Genomic DNA, 19,757 nt, shown 5'->3' on the forward strand with positions numbered 1-19,757 from the left:
TTTACCTGCCTTGGATTTTAACCTTAAAGGACCGTTGCGCGCCTGACGGTGGCACAGGAAATGGCCCGGCTTTGCGCACCAATGTCACCGCGTCCTGATCAAGCTGCGCCGAGCCCGAGCTTTGGGCAAGCCCCGCACGCGCCACCCCGCCATTTGCCGCAATCGTAAAGGCGACTACAGCCGTGCCTTTAGACGCGGCACGAGGGCGTCGTTGCCGGGCGAGCCGACGCATAACCTGCCCCGGATAATTGCTGACTGCTGCGTTTGCGGCTTTGGTTGACGCCGCCGACTTGCGAGGTGCCGCAACGGGCGCCGAAGCCCCCGATGTCCCGTCAGACACTCCTGCACGCGCTTGGGTTTTGGCGTTGCCGCGCGGTTCGGGTTTGGGGCGTGTGGCGGCCAACGTATCCTCAAGCGTTTTTGGCCGAACCGCAGGCCTGCGCGACACCCGCACGGAAGCCTCCGGTGGCTCTGGCAACGCGTCCTGAACGGGCTGTGACAAACTTTGCGTTGTCTCAGGAGGCACCGGTTGGGAGTGCGTTGGGGTGGCAGGAAAAACCGCGTTTGCCTGCGGTTGCAACGGCAGCATTGGCGAGTTCTGATCACTCACTACGGTTTGATTGTCTTCCGCAATGGGTTGCACGGGTTGTGCGACATCTGGCGCGTCGGGTTGTTCCGTCGTCGCCGCAGGCGCAGGCGCTGGCTGCACATCTGTCGTGGGTTCGGCCGTCAGCACGCCGACGGCCATGTCTTGAAAACTATTACCCAATTGCGCGACACTTGCCGCAGCACCGCCAGCAATTGATGCATCCTTGGCCTGCTTTTTTGCGCCCAATACTGCACCGTGCAACGCCAATGACGCCGCGAATACGCCAACCGCAACCACATACCGCCGGCGGATCATTGTGCCACCTTTTGCGTCAAAATCACCACGCGCTGCGCGCCGTTTTGACGCAATTTGCGCGCCACTTCGATCATCCGCAACGCCGCAGTATCCTGATCTGGCATCAGGCGCGCGGTGCCGGTTTCGCGGTCGAACTGGTCCAAGAACTCAGCAAGATCTTCGACAACAGCCCCTTGGCTCATCAACGTTCCATCGGCCATGATCACCAACACATCTGCGGGTTCTGTCCCGTCCAAATCCTGCGTTTTGACCAGTTTTAGATCGGGGTCAATCGGGGCAGCCAACGTCCCAGCAACCATGAAGAAAACCAACATCAAGAACACGACATTGATCAGGGCAATCGTTGGTTCCCGGTTTTTTTTCAAAACGTCACGGCGCATCACAAAGCCCCCATGACACTGACAGTAAGATCCGGAATGGTGCGCACGGCGACCAGAATATCCGCGAGGCGTTGCGCCGTGACAGCGTCGCTTACGTTCACCAGCAAAACGACCGGTTCAACGGAGTGCAACGCACGCACCCGCGCGTCCAAATCAGCGAGCGTGACGGGCGTGCCGTTCAGTGTCACGCCTGACTGATCCGCGCGCAAAAACACCAAATTTGGGTCTGGCGTGCCAGTTTGCCCACTGGCTGCTGCTTGCAATTCGATTTCCGCAAAACGCGAAAACGTTGAGGACAACATAAAGAACAACAGCAACAGGAAAATGACGTCGATCAAGGACGTCATCGACAGTTTTCGACGTCTGCGGGCGGTGTTAAGCGACATCGGTTTGCGGGCTTTGTTCGGGTGCCAAAATCGTCGTCATTGCCAGTTCTGCAAACACGCGCTCTGCGCTCATGCGCGCCTCGAACCACGACAAAACAACTGACGTCGGCATCGCAACCCCAAGCCCGACAGCCGTGGTTAACAGCGCCACCCAAATGCCGCCTGCCAGCAGCGACGGATCAACCGAGGACCCAGCATCCTGCAAGGCTTGGAACGCCTCGATCATCCCCAAGACGGTGCCAAACAGCCCCAGCAACGGGGCCAGCTGCGCAACCGTGTCCAGCAATCGAAATCCGCGTTCCAGCTTTAGGAATTGCGCTTCGGCTTCGGCCTCAAGACGCGCGGCGGCGTCCGGTCTGTGGGCGGCCTTCATCGCGTGGGTGACAACGGGGGCGAGGTAACTTTTGGACGTTCCCAAGACCTGCCCGGCCTTGGTTAGCTGCCCGATGTCCCATTCAGACAGGGCGGCGCGGATGGCTGTATGATGACCCACGCGCGCGGCGCGAAACTGCACCAATTTGTACAAAATCACGCTAAGGGTGACGACCGAAACGCCGATCAGAACTGCGACGACCGGCCCCCCGAGGGTAAAAACAGCTAGGATTTGGTCAAAATCAAACATACGGATCACCCCTGCAACTTGATCGAAAGACGGCTTGAGGTCCTAAGGTTTTGGCCACACACAGGCGCGTCCTTGCCCGCAACTGTGCACCTGTTTGCGCCGTTGATCAGGACCATCCCGATGCGGGAACACGAGGTGTCGGCGACCTGAAACTGGCGTACGCGTGGTACCTTGGACGGCAATGCGCCAAAGTCGAACAAGGTTAACATCAGCACCTGACCATCGTCGGAAAACAGCACGGTTTCGTAGATCGCCTTGTCCACTGCCACCTCTGACTTGTTGGTGATGACAAAGGTGACCCGGCAGGATTCACCCACCAAATCAGCAGCGTTCAATTCCAAATTGATGCCTTTGGGTGCGCTAGTTTCTTGGGCCGAAACCGCAGCGCCCCCCAGCGCTGCGATCAATGGAACGACAAACGTCATGTTGCGAAATAGCTGCATTGTGTCTCCTTAGAAGGTTTTGGATAGGCTGACTTTTAGGTTCCGGCCCGTCGAGAGACGGGTGGACAGGCGCGGTTGGTAGGCTTTGTCGAACGCGTTTTCGAGGCCGATGCGGATTTGTGTATCGCGTAACATTCCGGCCTGCGGCACGTAAGTAGCGCGCAGGCTGTGTACGCCATAACCCGCCGACACGGTGCCGCCTTCGTCGTAGCGTTTGGCAGCTTCGATTTCCCAGCTAAGGTCTAATGCCTCGCCGAATTTCTTGCCCAAGGTCAGGCGGAAACTGTCCGCCGGGTTTTGGGCCCAGTCGCTGGTGGTGCCTGTTTCGATCGTCGCTGTGCCGTTTGAAACATGGGCATTGGCGTCGATGTAGAACCCGTTTTGCAAGGCATAGGCCGCCTCAAGCTCGATCCCCTGACGCTCGATTGCGATGGTCGATCCGCCCGGCACAAAGCTGCGGTACGTCGTCAAATCCCACAAATTGGTGGTGTAATAATTCACTTTTGCAGACAGCTGATCACCGCCGGTAAACACATCTGCACGGTCAAACGCCACGCCAAATTCGTAGGTGCGCCCGCGTTCCGACTGGTTAATCAAAACCGGATTCGCGATGTCATCGATGATTGGCAAATTTTCTGTGTAGGCGGCAGAGCCGAACACAGACCAGCCGTTTGCAAAGGCATAGCGCGCCGAAACCCCGCCCATCAAACCGTCCTTGTCATAGGTCGATGTGCCGTTCACAGGGTCTTGGGTGATGGTTTGGTTTTCGTAGCGCAGCGCTGGCGTGATCGTCCATCCTTCGCCGATTTGCATCTCGTCGACAACAAACACCGCTACCGTTTCTTTGGTGCCACCCGGCGCGGATCCGGCCGAGGCATCCTGACGCGTGCGCTGAATGAATTCGACCCCTGTGCGCAATTCGTGATCGACGGATCCGGTCACAAACAGGGCAGAGTTTTTGACCCGCAGCGTCGTGGTTTGATAGCGATTGTCGGCGTCTAGCAATGCGTTGGCCGCACCGATTGCCTCGCTCAGAACCAGTTCATCGGAATAGGTCAGCTCAGCGGTGAGGTTCAGCCAATTGCGATCCACGGGATTAAAGTTGTAACGCAGCGCGGCGACTTCGTTTTCGATCAGGCGATCGACGTTGCCAAATGCGGTCGTCCCGAACGTGTCGTAGGGCACATCGAACTGCTCTTGTTGGGTTTTGGAATAGCTAAAGCTAAGACTGTGATCGCGGTTTTCCCCAAAGGTGTATTTCGCCTTGAGCACGTAGGATGGATCATCGACATCACCGGCCAAGGGGTTGATATCATTCCCGTTCCCGTCTGTACGCGTCCCCAAAGTCCGCCGTGTGTAATTCAGCAAAAACTCCATGTCTGTCGTGGGTTGCCACGCCAAAGTTGTCGAACTGGATATGCCGCCGCCGTTTGACGTGAACTCCAGCGTTTGGCGCCCGACAAAGCCGACCTCGCCCCCGGTCAAATCCGATGCATCAATGGTTTCCAGCAGCACAACGCCGCCAAAAACACCTGATCCGTATTCGAACGATCCGATGGTACCGCGCAGCACCTCGATCTGCTTGTACAGGTAGGGATCGGTGTAAAGCTGGGTGCCGATGCGGTACAATTCTTCGCTGCCTTTCGTCGCCCCGTCGATCTGGATCAAGACTTTTTGATCGGTCCCGAACGTGCTGTTTGCGCCGTACCCACGAATGTTGATGCCAGAGCCCGAGGCCGTCGATCCGTTGACCAACGTCACACCCGGAACGGAATCGATCAGCTCGGCAATTGTGCCGGCTTGACGGTCTTCGATTTCGTCTTGATCAACGATTGTGGTCGGGATCGCAGTGTCGGTTTGAACGTCCCGTTTACTTTCGCCCAACACAATTGTGCCCAAGACGTCTGTGTCGTCAGATGTCTCTTGCGCCTGTGCGATTGCCCCGAATGACAGCGCCATAACGACTGCGGTGGACGCGCTTAGCTGCGCCCTTCTCGATTTGAAAAACATGCTTTTCCCCTTGCAAAACATTGGTTTGGACCGGTGCTTGCAAAAGGCTGGCGTGGTATTTTTGGACTATTTGGCAAAGTTGTATCCTTGCCTCTTGCGTCCGTCTAAAAAAACATACTAAAATTGTCAACAATAGTTTTGGGCAGCGCATTCTGCGACCCAACAGCCACGTCCCCCTGTGTGGATGCAGCCAATCTTTCCGGTAGCCATCATATCAAAAGGGGATGACATGACCCAATTCAATGTCCCGACGACACACGCCATTCGCACGTTCCACGCGGACAATCCAAACATGCGCGAACGCGATATCGCCACGAAACTGGGGATCAGCGAAGCACAATTGATTGCCGCACATGTCGGTCACGGGGCCACGCAAATTGTGGCGCACCCCGATCAGGTGATGCACGCGGCCAGCACATTGGGCGAGGTCATGGCCCTGACCCGCAACGCGTCCTGCGTCAGTGAAAAAGTCGGCGTTTACGAAAATTATCACACAGGTGTACACGCCGCGATGGTCTTGACCGAAGACATCGACTTGCGCATGTTTCCCAGCCATTGGTGCCACGCCTTTATGGTCGAAAAACCAACCGACGGCGGGATACGCCGGTCTTTGCAGGTGTTTGATGCGGCAGGCGACGCGGTGCACAAAGTGTTCATGCGCGACGACGCATACGTCGATCACTGGGACGCCGCCAAAGCCGAAATCGCCCTGCCCGATCAGACCGGTTCCATCGACGTTGCAGCGCGCAAACCCACAGAAGCCGCCAAGGCCGACGCCTCTAAGGTCGACATCCTGCGCAAGGAATGGTCGCGCATGACCGACACCCACCAGTTCATGCGTTTGACGTCCAAGTTAAAGATGAATCGCCTTGGCGCGTACCGCATTGCAGGTGCGCCGTTCGTGCGCCCGTTGGTGTGCTCGGCTGTTGATCAAATGCTGCACGCGGTCCAAACTGCGGGCATCGAAATCATGCTGTTCGTCGGCAACAAAGGCTGCATTCAAATTCACACCGGCCCGATTACCACGCTGAAGTCCATGGGGCCGTGGCAGAATGTTTTGGACCCGCGGTTTAATCTGCATCTGCGGCTCGATCATGTGGCCGAAGTTTGGGCGGTCGACAAACCAACACAGCGCGGTCCGGCAATGTCGCTCGAGGCGTTTGATGCGGACGGGATGCTGATCTTTCAAGTCTTCGGGGTTGGCAAAGACGGGCGCGACAGTCGCACCGCGTGGCGCAAAATTGTCGAAAATCTGCAAGAGCTGAGCATGGAGACGGCGCAATGAGATTGCCAGAGTTTCACGGCCAGCGCGCGACCCATTGGTCGGCCCCGATCTGGCTGCTGGTGGTCTTGATTTTGATCGCAGTTGCGCCGCGCATTTTGGCAGCACAAACCAGCGACCGGATCGTATCACTGGGCGGATCCGTCACCGAAATCATCTATGCGTTGGGCGAACAAGATCGCTTGGTGGCGCGGGATTCAACATCGCTGTTTCCTGATGCGACCAGCGATTTACCGGACGTGGGCTACATCCGTGCCCTCGCCTCCGAAGGCGTGCTGAGCGTTCAGCCCACCATGATCATCACCGAGGACGGCGCTGGCCCACCCGAGGCGATCGAAGTGTTGCAAGCGGCGGCCATTCCGATGATCACCATCCCCGACAGCTATTCAAGCGAGGGCATCATCGCAAAAATCCTCGCTGTTGGGGATGCGTTGGGTGTGCCGGGCAAGGCACAAACCTTGGCAGCCCAGGTTCAAGCCGACTTGGATGCGGTTCGCGCGGCTGTGACCTCATCCTCGCAGGCCCCCAAAACAGTGCTGTTCATCCTCAGTACAAGCGGAGGGCGCATCACGGCATCCGGCGCGAACACTGCGGCCGATGGCATCATCACAATGGCTGGTGCGCGCAATGCGATCACCAGTTTTGAGGGGTACAAACAACTGACCGCAGAGGCCATCGCGGCTGCCGCCCCTGATGTAATCTTGATGATGGATCGCAGTGGCGATCATTCGTCTACCTTGGACGATTTGTTCGCGATGCCTGCACTGATCACGACGCCGGCTGCGGCGAACCTTGCATTGGTCCGCATGAACGGGCTGCTGCTGTTGGGCTTTGGCCCGCGCGCGCCGGGTGCAGCCGAGCAGTTGCACAACGCGATTTATGGAGCCAGCTGATGGTTGTGACAGACGCGACCACAGGCATCGTGCCGTTTGTGGATCGCCAAAACATTGCGCGGCGGGCGCATGTTTGGCTTGCGGTTCTGCTGGGCCTAACGTGTATTGCCAGCCTCGCGGTCGGGGCGTCTGGCACGTCCCTTTGGGGGGCGTTGTTAAAGCTGGTGCAGGGGCAGGAATTGACCCTGACGGAACAGGTGGTTCTGCGCGATATTCGCGCGCCACGCATGATTATGGGCGTGTGTGTCGGGGCCGCTTTGGCTGTGTCAGGCGCGGTGATGCAAGGGTTGTTTCGCAATCCTTTGGCCGATCCCGGCCTGCTGGGCGTTAGCACAGGTGCTTCGCTTGGTGCGATTGGCGTCATCGTTCTGGGGGCCAGCCTGCCTGCGGGCGTCGTTGCGATTGCCGGCGACGGATTGCTGCCCATCGCCGCCTTTGCCTGCGCGTGGGGCTGCATGATGTTGCTGTACAAAGTGTCTACACGCGCCGGGCGCACGTCCGTTGCCACCATGCTGCTGGCAGGCATCGCGCTGAGCGCTTTGTTCGGGGCGCTCAGCGGCGTTTTGGTTTACGTCGCAGATGATTTACAACTGCGCGAACTGACATTCTGGTCGCTCGGATCCTTGTCGGGGGCGTCGTGGGTCAAGGTCAGCGTGGCAGGGCCGGTGATCGCAGGCGCGCTGGTTTTGTCCTGCACGCTTGGGCGCGGGTTAAACGGTTTGGCCTTGGGCGAAGCGACAGCCCACCACATGGGCTTGCCCGTCGAGCGGATCAAAAACATCGCGATTTTCGCCGTCGCGGCGGCAACCGGGGCTGCGGTCGCAATTTCAGGCGGCATCGGGTTTATCGGCATCGTTGTGCCGCATCTTTTGCGTCTCGCCACGGGTCCCGATCATCGCAGTTTGCTGATCAATTCCGGCCTGTTGGGCGCATCCCTTTTGCTGGGTGCCGACATGGTGGCGCGTGTCATCGTCGCCCCTGCAGAATTGCCCATCGGCATCATCACCGCCGTGATGGGCGCGCCGGTTTTCCTTTGGATATTGCTGCGTAAACGCGGCTTGGTGGACATGTGATGCTGCACGCACAAAACATTTCGGTCAGCTACGGCGCCACAACGATTATCGACGGGTTGGATTTCACGGCACAGGCAGGTGCGCTAACCGCGATTGTCGGGCCCAACGGCTCTGGCAAAACAACGTTGCTGCGGGCGCTGACGGCGGAAACTTCGTTTTCAGGCACCATCCAGTTGAACGGTTTGGACATCTCGAAAACCCCCGCTTGGGTTTTGGCCAGCCAGCGTGCGGTTCTGTCCCAAGCGACGTCATTGGCATTTCCATTTCAGGCCATCGAAGTCGTCCGTTTGGGTCTGCAATCGGGGTCAGAAACCGACGATCATCTGGCACAAACAGCCCTGCACCGCGTTGGTCTTGCGGGCTACGAGAGCCGATTTTACCAAGAATTATCCGGGGGCGAACAGCAACGCGTGCAGCTGGCCCGCGTGTTGTGTCAGGTCTGGCAGCCTGTGCAAAACGGAACCCCGCGCTGGTTGCTGCTGGATGAACCGGTTTCGAGCCTTGATATCGGGCATCAGTTGATGGTCATGCGCATCGCCCGCAGTTTTGCGCAGGCCGGCGGCGGCGTGATCGCGGTGATGCATGATCTGAACCTTAGTGCGATGTTCGCGCAGACCGTGGTGTTGATGAGCCACGGCAAGATCGTTGCCAGCGGCACCCCCGCAACCGTGCTGAGCGATCACAACGTCACGCGCGCGTACCAATGCGAGGTGCGCACTTGCACGCAGCCCGCAGCGGACGAGTGGTTCATGCTGCCGCAAGCTGCAGGGCTTGTGCCTTAGGCCGCGATCAAGATGCCCGTCATTCTGACGTTTTTGACTTGGTCGTGTCCGGTGTTCTTGCCCGCGTCGGAAAGCCTGCGCGTTTTAGAATGGTTCCGGTCTCGTCAACGACAAACCGAATGGTTCGCGCCCCATAATAAAACGTCAAGCGCGCGCGCCCTGCGTCATCACCAACGCCGGTTTCACTTAGCGACGTGATTTTGCCGCCGCGCATAAGCGATTGAACATCCTCGGCTTTCAGGTCGAACGCATCAGCCAGCAACGTCGCATCGATCACAAAGCCATCCTGATTTATTTCTATCTGCGTCATGATTTGCTCTCCGGAATCAGTCTTTGTTTGCTGAAAAATTCAGGGGTCGGTCAGACTGGTAGGTGCCTTGGACGTCACCTGTCTGGTGATGATGCGCGCCGCATTTTGCCCTGTCAGGAACGACCACATCCAGCTCCAGGCGACCACAACCCGGCTTCGGGTGCCGATCAGGAAAAAGATATGTGCAATGCCCCAAACCCACCATGCGAACGGGCCTTTTAGCTGCACGCGGCCAAAATCTGCAATCGCGGCTCTTCGGCCCAGCGTCGCCAGACTGCCGCTGTGGCGATAGACAAACGGGGGCGGCGCGTGCGATCCCGACAGCCGTTGGCCAATGACGCGCCCCACATAATTGCCCATCTGTTTGGCGGCCGGCGCGATCCCCGGAACCGGTTTGCCAGTGGAATCCTGCACCGCCGCAGTGTCACCGATGATAAAAACGTCGCTGTGGTTTGGCGCGCTCAGGTCGGGGTCAACAATTGCACGGCCGGCACGATCGCTTTGCGTTCCGATCCAATTTGCAGCACCCGAGGCTTGGACACCCGCCGCCCAAATGATGGTTCTGCACGGGATCATCACACCGCCGGTTTCGATAGATCCGTCGTTACACGCGGTGACCGCATCGCCCAACAAGACCTCGACCCCAAGATCCGAAAGCGACTTTGCCGCATACTCTGACAGCTTTGGGGCAAATGCCGGCAGGACCTGAGCGCCCGCTTCGATCAGTAAAATTCGAGCCGCGCGCGTGTCGATGTTGCGAAATTCGCTGGGCAAAATCCGGTGGGCAAGTTCTGCGATGATGCCCGCCAATTCCACGCCAGTTGGCCCTGCCCCAATCACTGCAAAAGTCAGATGCGCCTTTTGTGCCTCGGGGTCATCGGATTTCTCGGCGGCCTCAAAGGCTGACAGAATACCGCGCCGAATTGTTGTGGCGTCTTCTAGGGTTTTCAGCCCGGGTGCGTGTTCTTCCCACCCTGAATTGCCGAAATACGAATGCTGCGCACCGGTGGCCAACACCAGCGTGTCGTAGTCAATCGTTGATCCGTCATCCAACGCGACCCGCTTGGCATCAGGGTTAACACCCAACACCCGCGCCATCAGCGTGGTGACATCTTTGCGGTGGCGAAACACCTGCCGCAGGGGCCAGGCAATTTCGGACGGGGCAAGGATCGTTGTCGCGACCTGATACAACAGCGGCTGGAACAGGTGGTGATTGCGCTGGTCCACAAGTGTGATCCGCACATTAGCCCGCTTGAGCGATTTGATGCATTGGATGCCGCCAAAGCCGCCGCCGACCACAACAACGTGGTGACGATCATCCGGTGTCAGGTTCTGTGTGCCTGTCATATCTGCGTCTCTTCCACGTTTAATTGCGCAAGCAACCGTGCCATTGGCGCGTCGTTTTTTGTTAAATCAGCCAGCGTAATTTTGTCTAGTGAAGCATAAAACGCATCCTGTGCGTTTCGCAGCGCCGAGGTCAGCCCGCAATTGGGCGACAACAGGCAATTGCCGCCGTCGGGTCGCAAACATTCCACCAACTCTGTTTGGCTTTCCAACCCGCGCACGATGGATCCGATATTCACGTCTCCGGTGTTTTTCGCCAGCCGCAACCCGCCCGTGCGACCACGCACCGATGCCACGTATCCCTCGCGGACCAACCACTGCGTGACCTTTGCAAGGTGATTGTATTTCGCGTCATGAATACCGGCAATCTGGCGGGTGGTCAGCATGTGTTCATCCGCCACCGCAAGATGCATCAACGTGCGCAGGGCGTAATCGGTAAATTTGGTTAATTGCATGGCATTATCCGTATCACACGTGTCTGGTAACTACAGGCCCTAGATAAGGCTGCCTTCGACATTAGAACAGCGGAACTGCACCACGCGGTCTTGCCGCTTCGCGAAGCCCAAGGGACAGGCCCCGCCCGATCCGATGCACCAACGCTGACCACTGATCGCGCTGCGGTGCGTCGATCATGCTGTGCAGAACGTCGTCAAACAGCGCCAGCCAGCGATCGAAATGCGCGGCGTGGACGTTGCCTGCCTGCATGTGCGCGGTCATCGGATTGCCATCATAAGAGCCCTCGAACAGGATTGCGCTCGCCCAAAAACGGGTGATTTTTGCCTCGTGTTCGGGCCAGTTTTCGACGTGCCCTGCAAAAATCGGACCCAACACATCATCCTGCCTGACCCGCGCATAAAAGGCCGCGACAACCTGCGAAATTGCGTCGCGATTTAGATCAATACGAGGCGGGATCATGCAGTCACGGCCCACACGATCGACAGCAACACGACCAGATAAACAATCATGTTGAACATTGATCGGATCAGCCCTGCATCTGCTTCGGGATCGACCCCGAGGCGTTGGCAAATTTTGGTACCAGGCCACAAAAGAACATTCACAATCGACATCGGTTTTCCTTTCCAGAGTTGTTGACTCTGTTTTATCAAAATAATACGCATTGTAAATACCTATTAAATGACACCTCTAGAAAGGCCACCTATGACGCATTCAAACATCAATGCTATTTTGATCACGGCGCTGCTGATCTGGGCCGGTGCTTGCATCGGTGCCAACATGATCGCCGCCCCCGCCAAGTTCCAAGTGGCCGATCTGACGCGGCCCGTCGCCCTGCAAGTCGGGCGGATGCAATTCCAATGGGTTGGTTACCTTGAGTATCTTTTGGCCATCATCGCAGCCCTTGCCACCCTAACCGCAACGCCGCGTACAAGGCTTTTGGTGGGCGTGGCAATCGCCCTTTTTATCGTTCAGCGGCTGATCATTCTGCCGCAGTTGTCAGGGCGTACAGATCAGATCATCGCCGGCACGAACCCGCAAGGTTCATCGCTGCATCTGTATTTCATTCTCTGTGAATCGACCAAAATCATCGCGCTGATGATCGGCGCAATCCTGGCCTTGTCCGCCATGTCACTTCGATCCGAAAGCATCTGATACGCGAGGGTGCGACGCCGTGTGAAAAAACGTGCGATTGACAAAAGAACAAATCGGCCCCTTCCAAACGCGCTACGTTTTGACGATGCTTGGCTCATTTGGGGCTTTTACTCTGCCCGGCGTAAAGCCCACGAGAAACCTCCTCCCGTTCATTGAGGTACAAAGCACATCGTGACTGCCTGCGTTCCGGTGGCCGGAATCCACAGGACAAAGCGACCTGATGCAACTGCAAACATTGCTAACACAGCAGTTCTCCACAGTTGTGACAGGCGTGTTCCGGTGATGCGGTCTGTGTCGTGGAAGTAACGCACAAAAATTTCTGGTTTATCGCTCGAGTTAAGAGTCCCTAAACCGAAAGACTATAGAGCCAGCCTTTACGGAAACATCGTTGAGGAGAGCTTGAGTGCATAGACAGGTTGTTGAATTTATGCACTGCATCATTGTGGCGCTTGCCCTTGTGATCTTCTTTTCCGTGCCAGTGACCTTTGCGCAGACTGACAAGATTCAGCCTGTGAGAATGGCATACCTAGAATACGCCCCTTATTCTTTTACAGACACCGATGGTTCCCCGAAAGGGCTTGCTATCGACTTGGCGAGGCGGCTTGTCGGTGTAATTGGCGCCGAGTTGGAGTTTGTATCTGTCGCAAATCCAACCGAGATGATGGAGTTGATCAGATCCGGTACTGTGGACATTGCGGGGTTGCTTGCATCAACCAAAGATCGTCTCGAAATAGCCCCCATGACTGCACCTGTAGACTCGTTTCGCACAAGTTTGTTTGTGAAGAAGAGTTTGGGGGCTCGGACGCTCGAAGAATTTGATGGGCGAAAAGTCGGCGGCCTTGAAGGGTCTGTCATACTCCAGGCCGCCAGTAAGATCCCCAACGCCCAAATTTTCACATATCCGACCTCAGACGAACGCCTATTAGCGCTTCTGAGAGGGGATATTGACGGGACTGTCAGTACATTAAATGGCTTTTCCGCAACCCTGCGCTCAATTGGTGCTGACGTTTTGATCCACGCCATCGAACCGCCGCTCGAGGAAACCACTGTTGGGTTTTACGTCACCAAATCGCAAACCGCTTTGCTAGAGGCCCTGAACCGGGAAATCACAAACCACCTCACTCAGAAAGAAATGCGCGCGTTCCACGATATTTGGTTTGGAACGCCGACACGCTTGTGGGAACACCAAGTGGTTTTCTGGGGTAGCATTGCCAGTGCTTGTTTCCTTGTTATTGCCGTCTTCGGGTTGATTGCCTTGCAGTTTCAAAGAGCTAAGGCACGGATTCTGCGTGGAGAAAAGGATCAACACCAACTCCTGATTGACGCACTTGATGGCGTGGATGCTGCTATCGTCATCTTTAATGATAAGCTTGAAGCCATTCACTGGAACAAAGGATTTTCCAAAAGCTTACCGCTTGTTTCCGGCATTTTGGAACAGGGGACCGGGCTGCGCGACATGATCGCCGGTTCTTACAAGTCGGGTGCGATGGTGTCATCAATGGACGAGGCCGAGGCGATTGCTTTCGCAGATCACATTTGCGAAAACCTCAAAGCTGGCAAAACAATGAATCGCATCGTTCACGCGTCCGACGGGCGTGTATTGGATGCGACCGATTTTTCGATTGGGCGCAATCAATTCGCGTCCGTGCGTGTTGATGTCACAAAGTTACACCAACAAGCTGCCACCATCTTGGAACAACAGTCCGACCTGTCAGACGCAAATGAGAAGCTCGCGATGTTTGCGACCATTGCGGCGCATGATCTGCGGGCACCTCTGATGCAACAAACAAACCTTATCGAATTCATTAAGGAGGACCTCGAAAAAGCTTCCTTGGAGCTCTCAGAGGACATTCAGCAGTATTTTGGCCTCCTGACCGACAGCTCCACGAGAATGCAGAACTTGATTGTCGATTTGCTAGAACATGCCAAAGCTGCCCAAACGTTGATATGGATTGACCCAAATGAGCGGATGCCAAAGATTCTCGTATTGGCGGGGCTGCCATCGCAGTTCGTCGTGAAAATTGAAGCAGGGCTACCAAACGTTTTTGTCGACCCTACGAGCTTTGACACAGTTATGCGCAACTTGATTTCAAACGCCGTAAAACACCATGATTGCGATGAAGGTGTCATCAGAATTTTCGGCCACGAAGAGAGGGGCATAGCCATCATAAAAATTGAAGACGACGGCACCGGTATTCCTGAAGAATATCGTACGTCTATTTTCGAACCATTCAAACGCTTGTCGTCCAAGGTAGAGGGCAGCGGACTAGGACTGTCCTTCGTTTACAAAACCGTGACAAAATGGGGCGGCAATATTCACGTAGAATGTGCGAACCCACGCGGATCTACGTTTGTTCTGACAATCCCGAATGGAGCCAAAAAGGATGGGTCTTCTAGCTCAGAGCGCCAGACATCGTTGGCCGCGTAGGCAGAAAATCGAGTACACAGCATGGACTCGATCCGGACCTTAGCTGCAACGCGGACAAAGCATGGGTAATCGGGGTGACCATGATGATGGGTCAGGTTCTTGATAGAGTTGCAGAAGTTTTTGCAATTTGGGGAGAACAAAATGGACTACTATTTTGGACTGGATGTATCGCTAAAAACTGTTGCAGTTTGCGTGATCAATGCTGATGGCAAGCTGATCTTTGAGCGCTCGGTTGCCTGCGAGATCGAAGACATCGTCGAATGTTTAGGGGACGTGCCGTCCGCCGCCCTGCACATTGGCTTTGAAGGAGGGCCAATGTGCCAACATTTGTTTAGGGGCCTTCGCGCCGCAGGCTTTGATGTTGTTTGCATGGAAGCGCGCCAGGTGAATGCGGCGCTATCGGCGATGCGCAACAAGACAGATAAGACCGACGCGCGCGGAATTGCACAGGTGCTGCGTTCCGGTTGGTTCAATCCAGTTTACATCAAAAGCCGTGAAGCCCACGCGCTTCGGGCGCTTTTGAGTAGTCGCAAAGCGATCCAGAAGAAGTGTATTGATTTGGCCAATGAAGTCCGTGGATTGTTCAAGATATTTGGTATCCGACTTTCTTCTCGCGTCAAGCAAGGCTCTTGTGATGAGCAGGTGAGACCCTTGGTCGAAGCGGACCCTGATTTGTCCCATGCGCTCTTGCCTTTGCTTGATGCACGGGCCGTGCTTTACACAATTTACCGCGAGCTTTACAGACGCGTAAAACAGGCGGCCAACCGAGACGAAGCCTGCATGCGTTTCATGGCCATTCCGGGCGTCGGGCCAATTGCAGCACTGACCTTTAGGGCTGCCGTTGATGATCCATGGCGCTTTACCAGCTCGCGTACTGTGGCCGCACATTTTGGGCTTACGCCACGGCGATACCAATCTGGCGAAAAGGACAATCCGGGACGCATCTCAAAAGCAGGTGCCTCTGATGTTCGAGCAACACTTTACAGCGCCGCGAACGCCATGATGATGCGCTGGATCGGTCATGCAAGGTCTTGAAGCGAGGCGGTACACTGGTCTCGATCTGTCCGTCGTCAGGGTTTTTGGAACCAATGGCAGCTTAAGCTAAGACAGAGTTTGGCTCATCTGGTTGGTTTGATTATGCGGCGCGTTGTCTGTGATGCAAGCGTCGCGTTTCGAGCGTCTTATGTTTGATCCTTTCTCGTTGCTGTAGAATGGCTTTGTACCGTCCGAAGTAGACATCAGACGGTGTGACGTTGCTCAGGCTCTCGTGGAAGCGCCGATGATTGTAGTGATCGACGAAGGCTTCAATCTGGGCTTCGAGATCACCGGGTAGGAAGTAGTTTTCCAGCAAGATGCGGTTCTTCAAAGTCTGATGCCAACGCTCGATCTTGCCCTGGGTTTGCGGATGATACGGCGCACCGCGCGAGTGCTTCATACCTTTATTCTGCAACCATTCGGCCAGTTCCCCCGAGACGTAGCTGGAGCCGTTGTCGCTGAGCAGTCGCGGCTTGTGGACGACATGAACTTGGTCACATCCCGACGCTGCTAAAGCCAGATCCAACGTGTCAGTGACGTCGCGGGTCCGCATATTGGTGCAAAGCTTCCACGCGATGATGTAACGGCTGTAGTCGTCCAGGATCGTGCTGAGATAGAACCAGCCCCAACCGATGATCTTCAGATAGGTGAAGTCGGTCTGCCACAGCTGATTGATGGCCGTCGTTTTGTCTTTGAACTCACTGGCGGCCTTGATCACAATGAAGGCAGGACTGGTGATCAGATCGTGCGCCTTCAAGATCCGATACGTTGAAGCCTCTGATACAAAGTAGCTTTCTGTATCTGTGAACGTCACCGCCAGTTCTCGCGGTGACAACTCTGTCTCCTTCAACGCCAGTTTGACCACCTTGCGACGCACGTCGTCAGGGATGCGGTTCCAGACGTGCTTGGGCCTGGGAGACTGGTCCTGCAGCCCAGCCTCACCACGCTGGAGGTAGCGATCATACCAACGGTAGAATGTGGTGCGGGGGATACCGAGCTTGGCGAGCGTCAGGCGGGCTGACAGGTGGCTTTCTTCGACCAACCGGATGATCTCTAGTTTCTCAGATGCAGGGTATCTCATTCGGGGTCGCCCCCACCGTCGAACATGCTTTTTTTGAGAAGACGCAGTTCCAGCGTCTGTTCAGCCACCACTTCCTTCAGATCACGGGCTTCGCGGCGCAGGTCCTTAACCTCATCTGTGTTTGCAGCACGTGCCGTATCGCCAGCTAGCCGCCGTTTGCCAGCCTCCATGAAGTCCTTGGACCATTTGTAATAGATGCCCTGTGATATGCCTTCACGGCGGCACAGTTCGGCGATGCTGTCTTCTCCACGCAGACCGTCCAGGACGATCCTGATCTTCTCTTCGGATGAATAATGCTTGCGCGTGGCCCGCTTGATGTCTTTGACGATCTTCTCGCCAGGGCTTTTGCGTGTTCCAGTTGTCTGTCTCATGTCCCACTCCTCAGTGGTTACGATGAGCCAACAACTCTCTCTTATCAAATATACCTATTTGGACCCATAAGCGCTGACGTCAGACAGTTCCAGCCCATGGTGTTGGAGTAGCGGAAATCGGTTTTCATCTTGCCGCAGATTGTAGCGATCCAGACCAGATGGATGCGAGAGGCGATCAGCGCCATGTTCCAGAGGGGGGCGTCGTAGAGGGCGAAGGCTTGATTTGTCGTAACTGCATTTGACGACTTCAAATCCGTTGGAATGTAATCACGAGATTCTGATGAAACGGTCGGCACCAGAATTAAATGGTGTTTTGCAGTATTTCGGTCGCGATACTGGTGAGAGCTCAATGCAAGCTTGTTTAGGGACTTATCGCGGCTGGCCAAACGAGTTTCTTTGACCGCTTCGATCCGTCGAGCCATTTCAGCGTTGGCCTGCGCCGTTTCCAAATCTTCGTCATCAATCCAAAGGCAATAACGCGATAAGCCTTTTATGAACTCTTGAGCCCCATATACAGGTCGGATCAAAGACTCGAGTTCTGGATTGCGGTCCAGAAGCTGGATACGTTCCGCTCCGCTTAAGGTCAGGTGGTTTCCATCACCGGGATAATTCCCATAATTCATGTGGGTTAGCTGGCTCAACGGGGTAGATCTTTTGGTTACGATAAAATCAGGTGCCGCGACCAAGTAGGCGTTGATATTATCGCTTTCTTTCAGAACAATCTCACCGTCCCCACTCAGTGCATAAAGCTTACGCCCCTGCCCTGCATGGTTTGATATGCCCACTATCGCTACGGTCACGCCCGCATTGTGACTGGCAAGGTTCGCCCATTTGAACGAGGTATGGGCAAAGGCAATCTCGTGCCCTGTCTCGAAAATCAACGGCCATAGGATCGGCACTTGCTGGCCCTGACAGATTGAGTTGGTAGACACGAAGGCTGTTACCGTGGGCGTATGCAACCCGTAATCGGCGGCCTTCATGAACCAGCCCGCAACATAATCCAGCGACTTCCAGCTTTTAGCGCGCCCGTCAAAGATGCGGCCAAGGTCTTCTTTCTGTTCGGTGCTTTGTTCTCGTGAACCCAGATAGGGCGGGTTGCCGCAGATATACGTCTCGCCGCCTTCATTCTCGAAATCAATCTGGGCCTGCTCCAGCGGTGACATGAACAGATCATCCGATTGAAACTTCACTCCCGTCCCCGTGGGCGGGCAGATCGACAGCCAGTCGAGCCGCAGCGCGTTGCCACAGGTGATCCAGTTGCGCGCATCCAGCGGCAGGAACTCGGCCAGCGCCTCTTTCTGGCCCAGATAGGTCACATCGCATTGATACTCCGCGATGATCAGCGCAAGGCGGGCAATCTCGGCCGAGAAATCCCGCAGCTCGATCCCACGATAGTTGGTCAGGGGAATGTCGCTGCGCCGCCCAGGCTCGCCGCTGCGTTTGTTCAGCTCGAACTCCAGCGCGCGGATTTCCTTGTAGGCGATCACAAGGAAGTTGCCCGACCCACAGGCGGGATCAAACACCCGTATCTTGGCCATGCGCGCGCGCAGGTTTGCCAGCTTGCGGGCATTGTCCCCCGCCGCCTCCAGCGCCTCACGCAGATCATCAAGGAACAACGGGTTCAGCACCTTCAGGATGTTCGGCACGGAGGTGTAATGCATCCCCAGTGCGCCGCGCTCCTCATCATCCGCCACGGCCTGGATCATCGAGCCGAAGATGTCCGGATTGATCTGGGTCCAGTCGAGCGAGCCGATATGGCTGAGGTAGCGCTGCGCGATCTTGGAAAAATGTGGTGCCTCGGTGCTACCCGAGAACAGGCCGCCGTTCACATAGGGAAAGGCATCGGCCCAGCGGGGCAGCTTGGCCCCTGCCCTGTCCGGAATAGCGGTGTTCATCGCGCGGAATATTTCGCTGATGATCTCATGCGTGTTGGAGCCGTCGCGGTTCGACATCTGGTCGATCGTGGCAGTGAACAGATTGTCGCTGACAAAGATATCGGTGTCTTCGGCAAAGAAGCAGAAGATCAGCCGCGCCATGAAGTGGTTCATATCAGGACGGCGGGCGGACGTGCCCCATTCGGAGTTATCCTCGATCAACTTTATGTAGAGGCGGTTGAGACGGCTGGTCGCGCGGATGTCGAACGCACTTTCGCGGATCTGCTTGACGGTGGAGATGCCCGCCAGTGGCAGGAAAAACCCAAAGTGATCGGGGAAATCAATATAGGCGCAGGCGATGGTTTCGCCGGTGGTGATGTCCTCAGCCTCAAGGTCGAAGCCATCGGTGGCAAGGATGAACTTCGCCTTGGCCTTGGTGGTCGTGGGGCTGGCTTTGAGATCCGTGAGGGTCTGTCCTACCTCACCGTTCGCACAGGTCTTAAGATGAATGTTGTTGGTTTGTAGGACGCCGCCTTGATCGGATTTGTTCGTGGCTCCCGTACGCAATCGCTTGATGGTGGTTTCTTTGTTGCCGAAGGCCAGCAGGAAGTCGTAGGGAAACTCATCGGCATCGAAGGGCTGCTCGGCCAGATCGGTGATTGCTTCTTCGATTTCGACAGCGTTCATGCTTCATCCCTCACGCAGAATCTCTAATGGTGGTTTTAATTGGTAGAAACCACTTACGCCGCTCGAAAGATAGTCTTCGCAAACCAGCCACGAAAGAGGCGCGCGAGCCAAAGGCACCGAAAATCACGGGAGTGGGCAGCCACTATTGGTATTGAGCAAGAGAACTGCGCTTGTTCAAATACCAAATTGTAAATATCGTAAAAAAAGGCGCTAAATTAATAATTTAGAGCAAGTCTTGGAGAGT

20 protein-coding genes are annotated in these 19,757 nt (G+C 55.9%); 7 read left to right on the forward strand and 13 right to left on the reverse strand.

The features are described from left to right. Position 1: 1 nt before the first annotated feature. The 6 genes from ACFIO0_RS13120 to ACFIO0_RS13145 are packed head-to-tail and all read right to left on the reverse strand — an operon-like array spanning position 2 to position 4,745. Complete coding sequence (locus tag ACFIO0_RS13120; RefSeq protein ID WP_390910846.1) at positions 2-904, reverse strand: TonB family protein; 903 nt, start codon at positions 902-904, stop codon at positions 2-4. Continuing rightward, positions 901-1,284 (reverse strand): biopolymer transporter ExbD, encoded by a 384-nt coding sequence (locus ACFIO0_RS13125; protein ID WP_390910847.1) that lies wholly within the window; start codon positions 1,282-1,284, stop codon positions 901-903. The genes ACFIO0_RS13120 and ACFIO0_RS13125 overlap by 4 nt, the downstream gene beginning before the upstream one ends. Beyond that, positions 1,284-1,670 (reverse strand): biopolymer transporter ExbD, encoded by a 387-nt coding sequence (locus ACFIO0_RS13130; RefSeq protein ID WP_390910848.1) that lies wholly within the window; start codon positions 1,668-1,670, stop codon positions 1,284-1,286. The genes ACFIO0_RS13125 and ACFIO0_RS13130 overlap by 1 nt, the downstream gene beginning before the upstream one ends. Next, a complete protein-coding gene (locus ACFIO0_RS13135; RefSeq protein ID WP_390910849.1) occupies positions 1,660-2,292 on the reverse strand; it encodes a MotA/TolQ/ExbB proton channel family protein in 633 nt (210 codons plus the stop codon). Before ACFIO0_RS13135 ends, ACFIO0_RS13130 begins: the two co-directional genes overlap by 11 nt. A 5-nt stretch (positions 2,293-2,297) precedes the next feature. Further along, positions 2,298-2,735 carry a hypothetical protein gene (locus tag ACFIO0_RS13140; protein ID WP_390910850.1) on the reverse strand — a complete coding sequence of 146 codons (438 nt, stop codon included), beginning with the start codon at positions 2,733-2,735 and terminating at the stop codon, positions 2,298-2,300. A 9-nt stretch (positions 2,736-2,744) separates the two neighbouring features. Further along, a complete protein-coding gene (locus tag ACFIO0_RS13145; protein ID WP_390910851.1) occupies positions 2,745-4,745 on the reverse strand; it encodes a TonB-dependent receptor domain-containing protein in 2,001 nt (666 codons plus the stop codon). 229 nt (positions 4,746-4,974) lie between these two features. Here ACFIO0_RS13145 and ACFIO0_RS13150 point away from each other — a divergent pair, with 229 nt between their 5' ends. From ACFIO0_RS13150 to ACFIO0_RS13165, 4 genes are read left to right on the forward strand one after another with little or no spacing between them, the layout of a single operon-like run. After that, positions 4,975-6,030, forward strand: coding sequence for a ChuX/HutX family heme-like substrate-binding protein (locus ACFIO0_RS13150; protein ID WP_390910852.1), 1,056 nt, complete (start codon positions 4,975-4,977; stop codon positions 6,028-6,030). Then, positions 6,027-6,920 carry an ABC transporter substrate-binding protein gene (locus ACFIO0_RS13155; protein ID WP_390910853.1) on the forward strand — a complete coding sequence of 298 codons (894 nt, stop codon included), beginning with the start codon at positions 6,027-6,029 and terminating at the stop codon, positions 6,918-6,920. Before ACFIO0_RS13150 ends, ACFIO0_RS13155 begins: the two co-directional genes overlap by 4 nt. Then, entirely contained in the window at positions 6,920-7,993 is a 1,074-nt protein-coding gene (locus tag ACFIO0_RS13160; protein ID WP_390910854.1) for an iron chelate uptake ABC transporter family permease subunit, read from the forward strand. The genes ACFIO0_RS13155 and ACFIO0_RS13160 overlap by 1 nt, the downstream gene beginning before the upstream one ends. Beyond that, entirely contained in the window at positions 7,993-8,775 is a 783-nt protein-coding gene (locus ACFIO0_RS13165) for a heme ABC transporter ATP-binding protein (RefSeq protein ID WP_390910855.1), read from the forward strand. Before ACFIO0_RS13160 ends, ACFIO0_RS13165 begins: the two co-directional genes overlap by 1 nt. Positions 8,776-8,794: 19 nt before the next feature. Here the strand turns inward: ACFIO0_RS13165 and ACFIO0_RS13170 are convergent, their stop codons facing one another. The 5 genes from ACFIO0_RS13170 to ACFIO0_RS13190 form a co-directional block, all read right to left on the reverse strand. Beyond that, positions 8,795-9,085: a DUF6522 family protein gene (locus ACFIO0_RS13170; protein WP_390910856.1), complete on the reverse strand. Its 291-nt coding sequence runs from the start codon at positions 9,083-9,085 to the stop codon at positions 8,795-8,797. Between the two features lie 39 nt (positions 9,086-9,124). Continuing rightward, on the reverse strand, positions 9,125-10,432 hold the full coding sequence (locus ACFIO0_RS13175; RefSeq protein WP_390910857.1) for an FAD-dependent oxidoreductase: 1,308 nt from the start codon (positions 10,430-10,432) through the stop codon (positions 9,125-9,127). Continuing rightward, the gene (locus tag ACFIO0_RS13180) at positions 10,429-10,884 is read right to left on the reverse strand and encodes an Rrf2 family transcriptional regulator (protein ID WP_390910858.1); all 456 of its coding nucleotides are present in this window, start codon (positions 10,882-10,884) and stop codon (positions 10,429-10,431) included. Before ACFIO0_RS13180 ends, ACFIO0_RS13175 begins: the two co-directional genes overlap by 4 nt. A gap of 61 nt (positions 10,885-10,945) precedes the next feature. After that, positions 10,946-11,344 (reverse strand): group III truncated hemoglobin, encoded by a 399-nt coding sequence (locus ACFIO0_RS13185; RefSeq protein ID WP_390910859.1) that lies wholly within the window; start codon positions 11,342-11,344, stop codon positions 10,946-10,948. Then, complete coding sequence (locus ACFIO0_RS13190; protein WP_390910860.1) at positions 11,341-11,496, reverse strand: hypothetical protein; 156 nt, start codon at positions 11,494-11,496, stop codon at positions 11,341-11,343. Before ACFIO0_RS13190 ends, ACFIO0_RS13185 begins: the two co-directional genes overlap by 4 nt. 91 nt (positions 11,497-11,587) lie before the next feature. On the opposite strand from ACFIO0_RS13190, the gene ACFIO0_RS13195 reads away from it, so the two are divergent. From ACFIO0_RS13195 to ACFIO0_RS13205, 3 genes are all read left to right on the forward strand, one after another. Continuing rightward, a complete protein-coding gene (locus ACFIO0_RS13195; RefSeq protein WP_390910861.1) occupies positions 11,588-12,037 on the forward strand; it encodes a hypothetical protein in 450 nt (149 codons plus the stop codon). 403 nt (positions 12,038-12,440) lie between these two features. Then, positions 12,441-14,465 (forward strand): ATP-binding protein, encoded by a 2,025-nt coding sequence (locus ACFIO0_RS13200; protein ID WP_390910862.1) that lies wholly within the window; start codon positions 12,441-12,443, stop codon positions 14,463-14,465. Between the two features lie 108 nt (positions 14,466-14,573). Then, positions 14,574-15,500: an IS110 family transposase gene (locus ACFIO0_RS13205; protein WP_390910863.1), complete on the forward strand. Its 927-nt coding sequence runs from the start codon at positions 14,574-14,576 to the stop codon at positions 15,498-15,500. Positions 15,501-15,600: 100 nt separating this feature from the next. Here ACFIO0_RS13205 and ACFIO0_RS13210 read toward each other — a convergent pair. Together ACFIO0_RS13210 and ACFIO0_RS13215 are read right to left on the reverse strand one after the other, a co-directional pair. After that, positions 15,601-16,952 (reverse strand): IS3 family transposase gene (locus ACFIO0_RS13210; RefSeq protein ID WP_390910864.1). Its coding sequence is split into 2 segments (ribosomal slippage): positions 15,601-16,616 and positions 16,616-16,952, totalling 1,353 coding nucleotides; the frame shifts between segments, so codons are not numbered across the junction. 44 nt (positions 16,953-16,996) lie between these two features. Continuing rightward, positions 16,997-19,513, reverse strand: a complete 2,517-nt coding sequence (locus ACFIO0_RS13215; RefSeq protein ID WP_390910865.1) for a DNA methyltransferase — start codon at positions 19,511-19,513, stop codon at positions 16,997-16,999. Between the last annotated feature and the right edge of the window lie 244 nt (positions 19,514-19,757).

The organism is Pseudosulfitobacter sp. SM2401, from assembly GCF_042932805.1.
Classification (GTDB): domain Bacteria; phylum Pseudomonadota; class Alphaproteobacteria; order Rhodobacterales; family Rhodobacteraceae; genus Ascidiaceihabitans.

Excerpts from the sequence above, each read along its gene's own strand:
- ACFIO0_RS13215 (WP_390910865.1), bottom strand. The coding sequence starts at position 19,513 with ATGAACGCTGTCGAAATCGAAGAAGCAATCACCGATCTGGCCGAGCAG.
- ACFIO0_RS13195 (WP_390910861.1), top strand. The coding sequence starts at position 11,588 with ATGACGCATTCAAACATCAATGCTATTTTGATCACGGCGCTGCTGATC.
- ACFIO0_RS13190 (WP_390910860.1), bottom strand. The coding sequence starts at position 11,496 with ATGTCGATTGTGAATGTTCTTTTGTGGCCTGGTACCAAAATTTGCCAA.
- ACFIO0_RS13180 (WP_390910858.1), bottom strand. The coding sequence starts at position 10,884 with ATGCAATTAACCAAATTTACCGATTACGCCCTGCGCACGTTGATGCAT.
- ACFIO0_RS13135 (WP_390910849.1), bottom strand. The coding sequence starts at position 2,292 with ATGTTTGATTTTGACCAAATCCTAGCTGTTTTTACCCTCGGGGGGCCG.
- ACFIO0_RS13130 (WP_390910848.1), bottom strand. The coding sequence starts at position 1,670 with ATGTCGCTTAACACCGCCCGCAGACGTCGAAAACTGTCGATGACGTCC.
- ACFIO0_RS13160 (WP_390910854.1), top strand. The coding sequence starts at position 6,920 with ATGGTTGTGACAGACGCGACCACAGGCATCGTGCCGTTTGTGGATCGC.
- ACFIO0_RS13155 (WP_390910853.1), top strand. The coding sequence starts at position 6,027 with ATGAGATTGCCAGAGTTTCACGGCCAGCGCGCGACCCATTGGTCGGCC.
- ACFIO0_RS13175 (WP_390910857.1), bottom strand. The coding sequence starts at position 10,432 with ATGACAGGCACACAGAACCTGACACCGGATGATCGTCACCACGTTGTT.
- ACFIO0_RS13140 (WP_390910850.1), bottom strand. The coding sequence starts at position 2,735 with ATGCAGCTATTTCGCAACATGACGTTTGTCGTTCCATTGATCGCAGCG.
- ACFIO0_RS13120 (WP_390910846.1), bottom strand. The coding sequence starts at position 904 with ATGATCCGCCGGCGGTATGTGGTTGCGGTTGGCGTATTCGCGGCGTCA.
- ACFIO0_RS13185 (WP_390910859.1), bottom strand. The coding sequence starts at position 11,344 with ATGATCCCGCCTCGTATTGATCTAAATCGCGACGCAATTTCGCAGGTT.
- ACFIO0_RS13145 (WP_390910851.1), bottom strand. The coding sequence starts at position 4,745 with ATGTTTTTCAAATCGAGAAGGGCGCAGCTAAGCGCGTCCACCGCAGTC.
- ACFIO0_RS13165 (WP_390910855.1), top strand. The coding sequence starts at position 7,993 with ATGCTGCACGCACAAAACATTTCGGTCAGCTACGGCGCCACAACGATT.
- ACFIO0_RS13125 (WP_390910847.1), bottom strand. The coding sequence starts at position 1,284 with ATGCGCCGTGACGTTTTGAAAAAAAACCGGGAACCAACGATTGCCCTG.
- ACFIO0_RS13150 (WP_390910852.1), top strand. The coding sequence starts at position 4,975 with ATGACCCAATTCAATGTCCCGACGACACACGCCATTCGCACGTTCCAC.
- ACFIO0_RS13170 (WP_390910856.1), bottom strand. The coding sequence starts at position 9,085 with ATGACGCAGATAGAAATAAATCAGGATGGCTTTGTGATCGATGCGACG.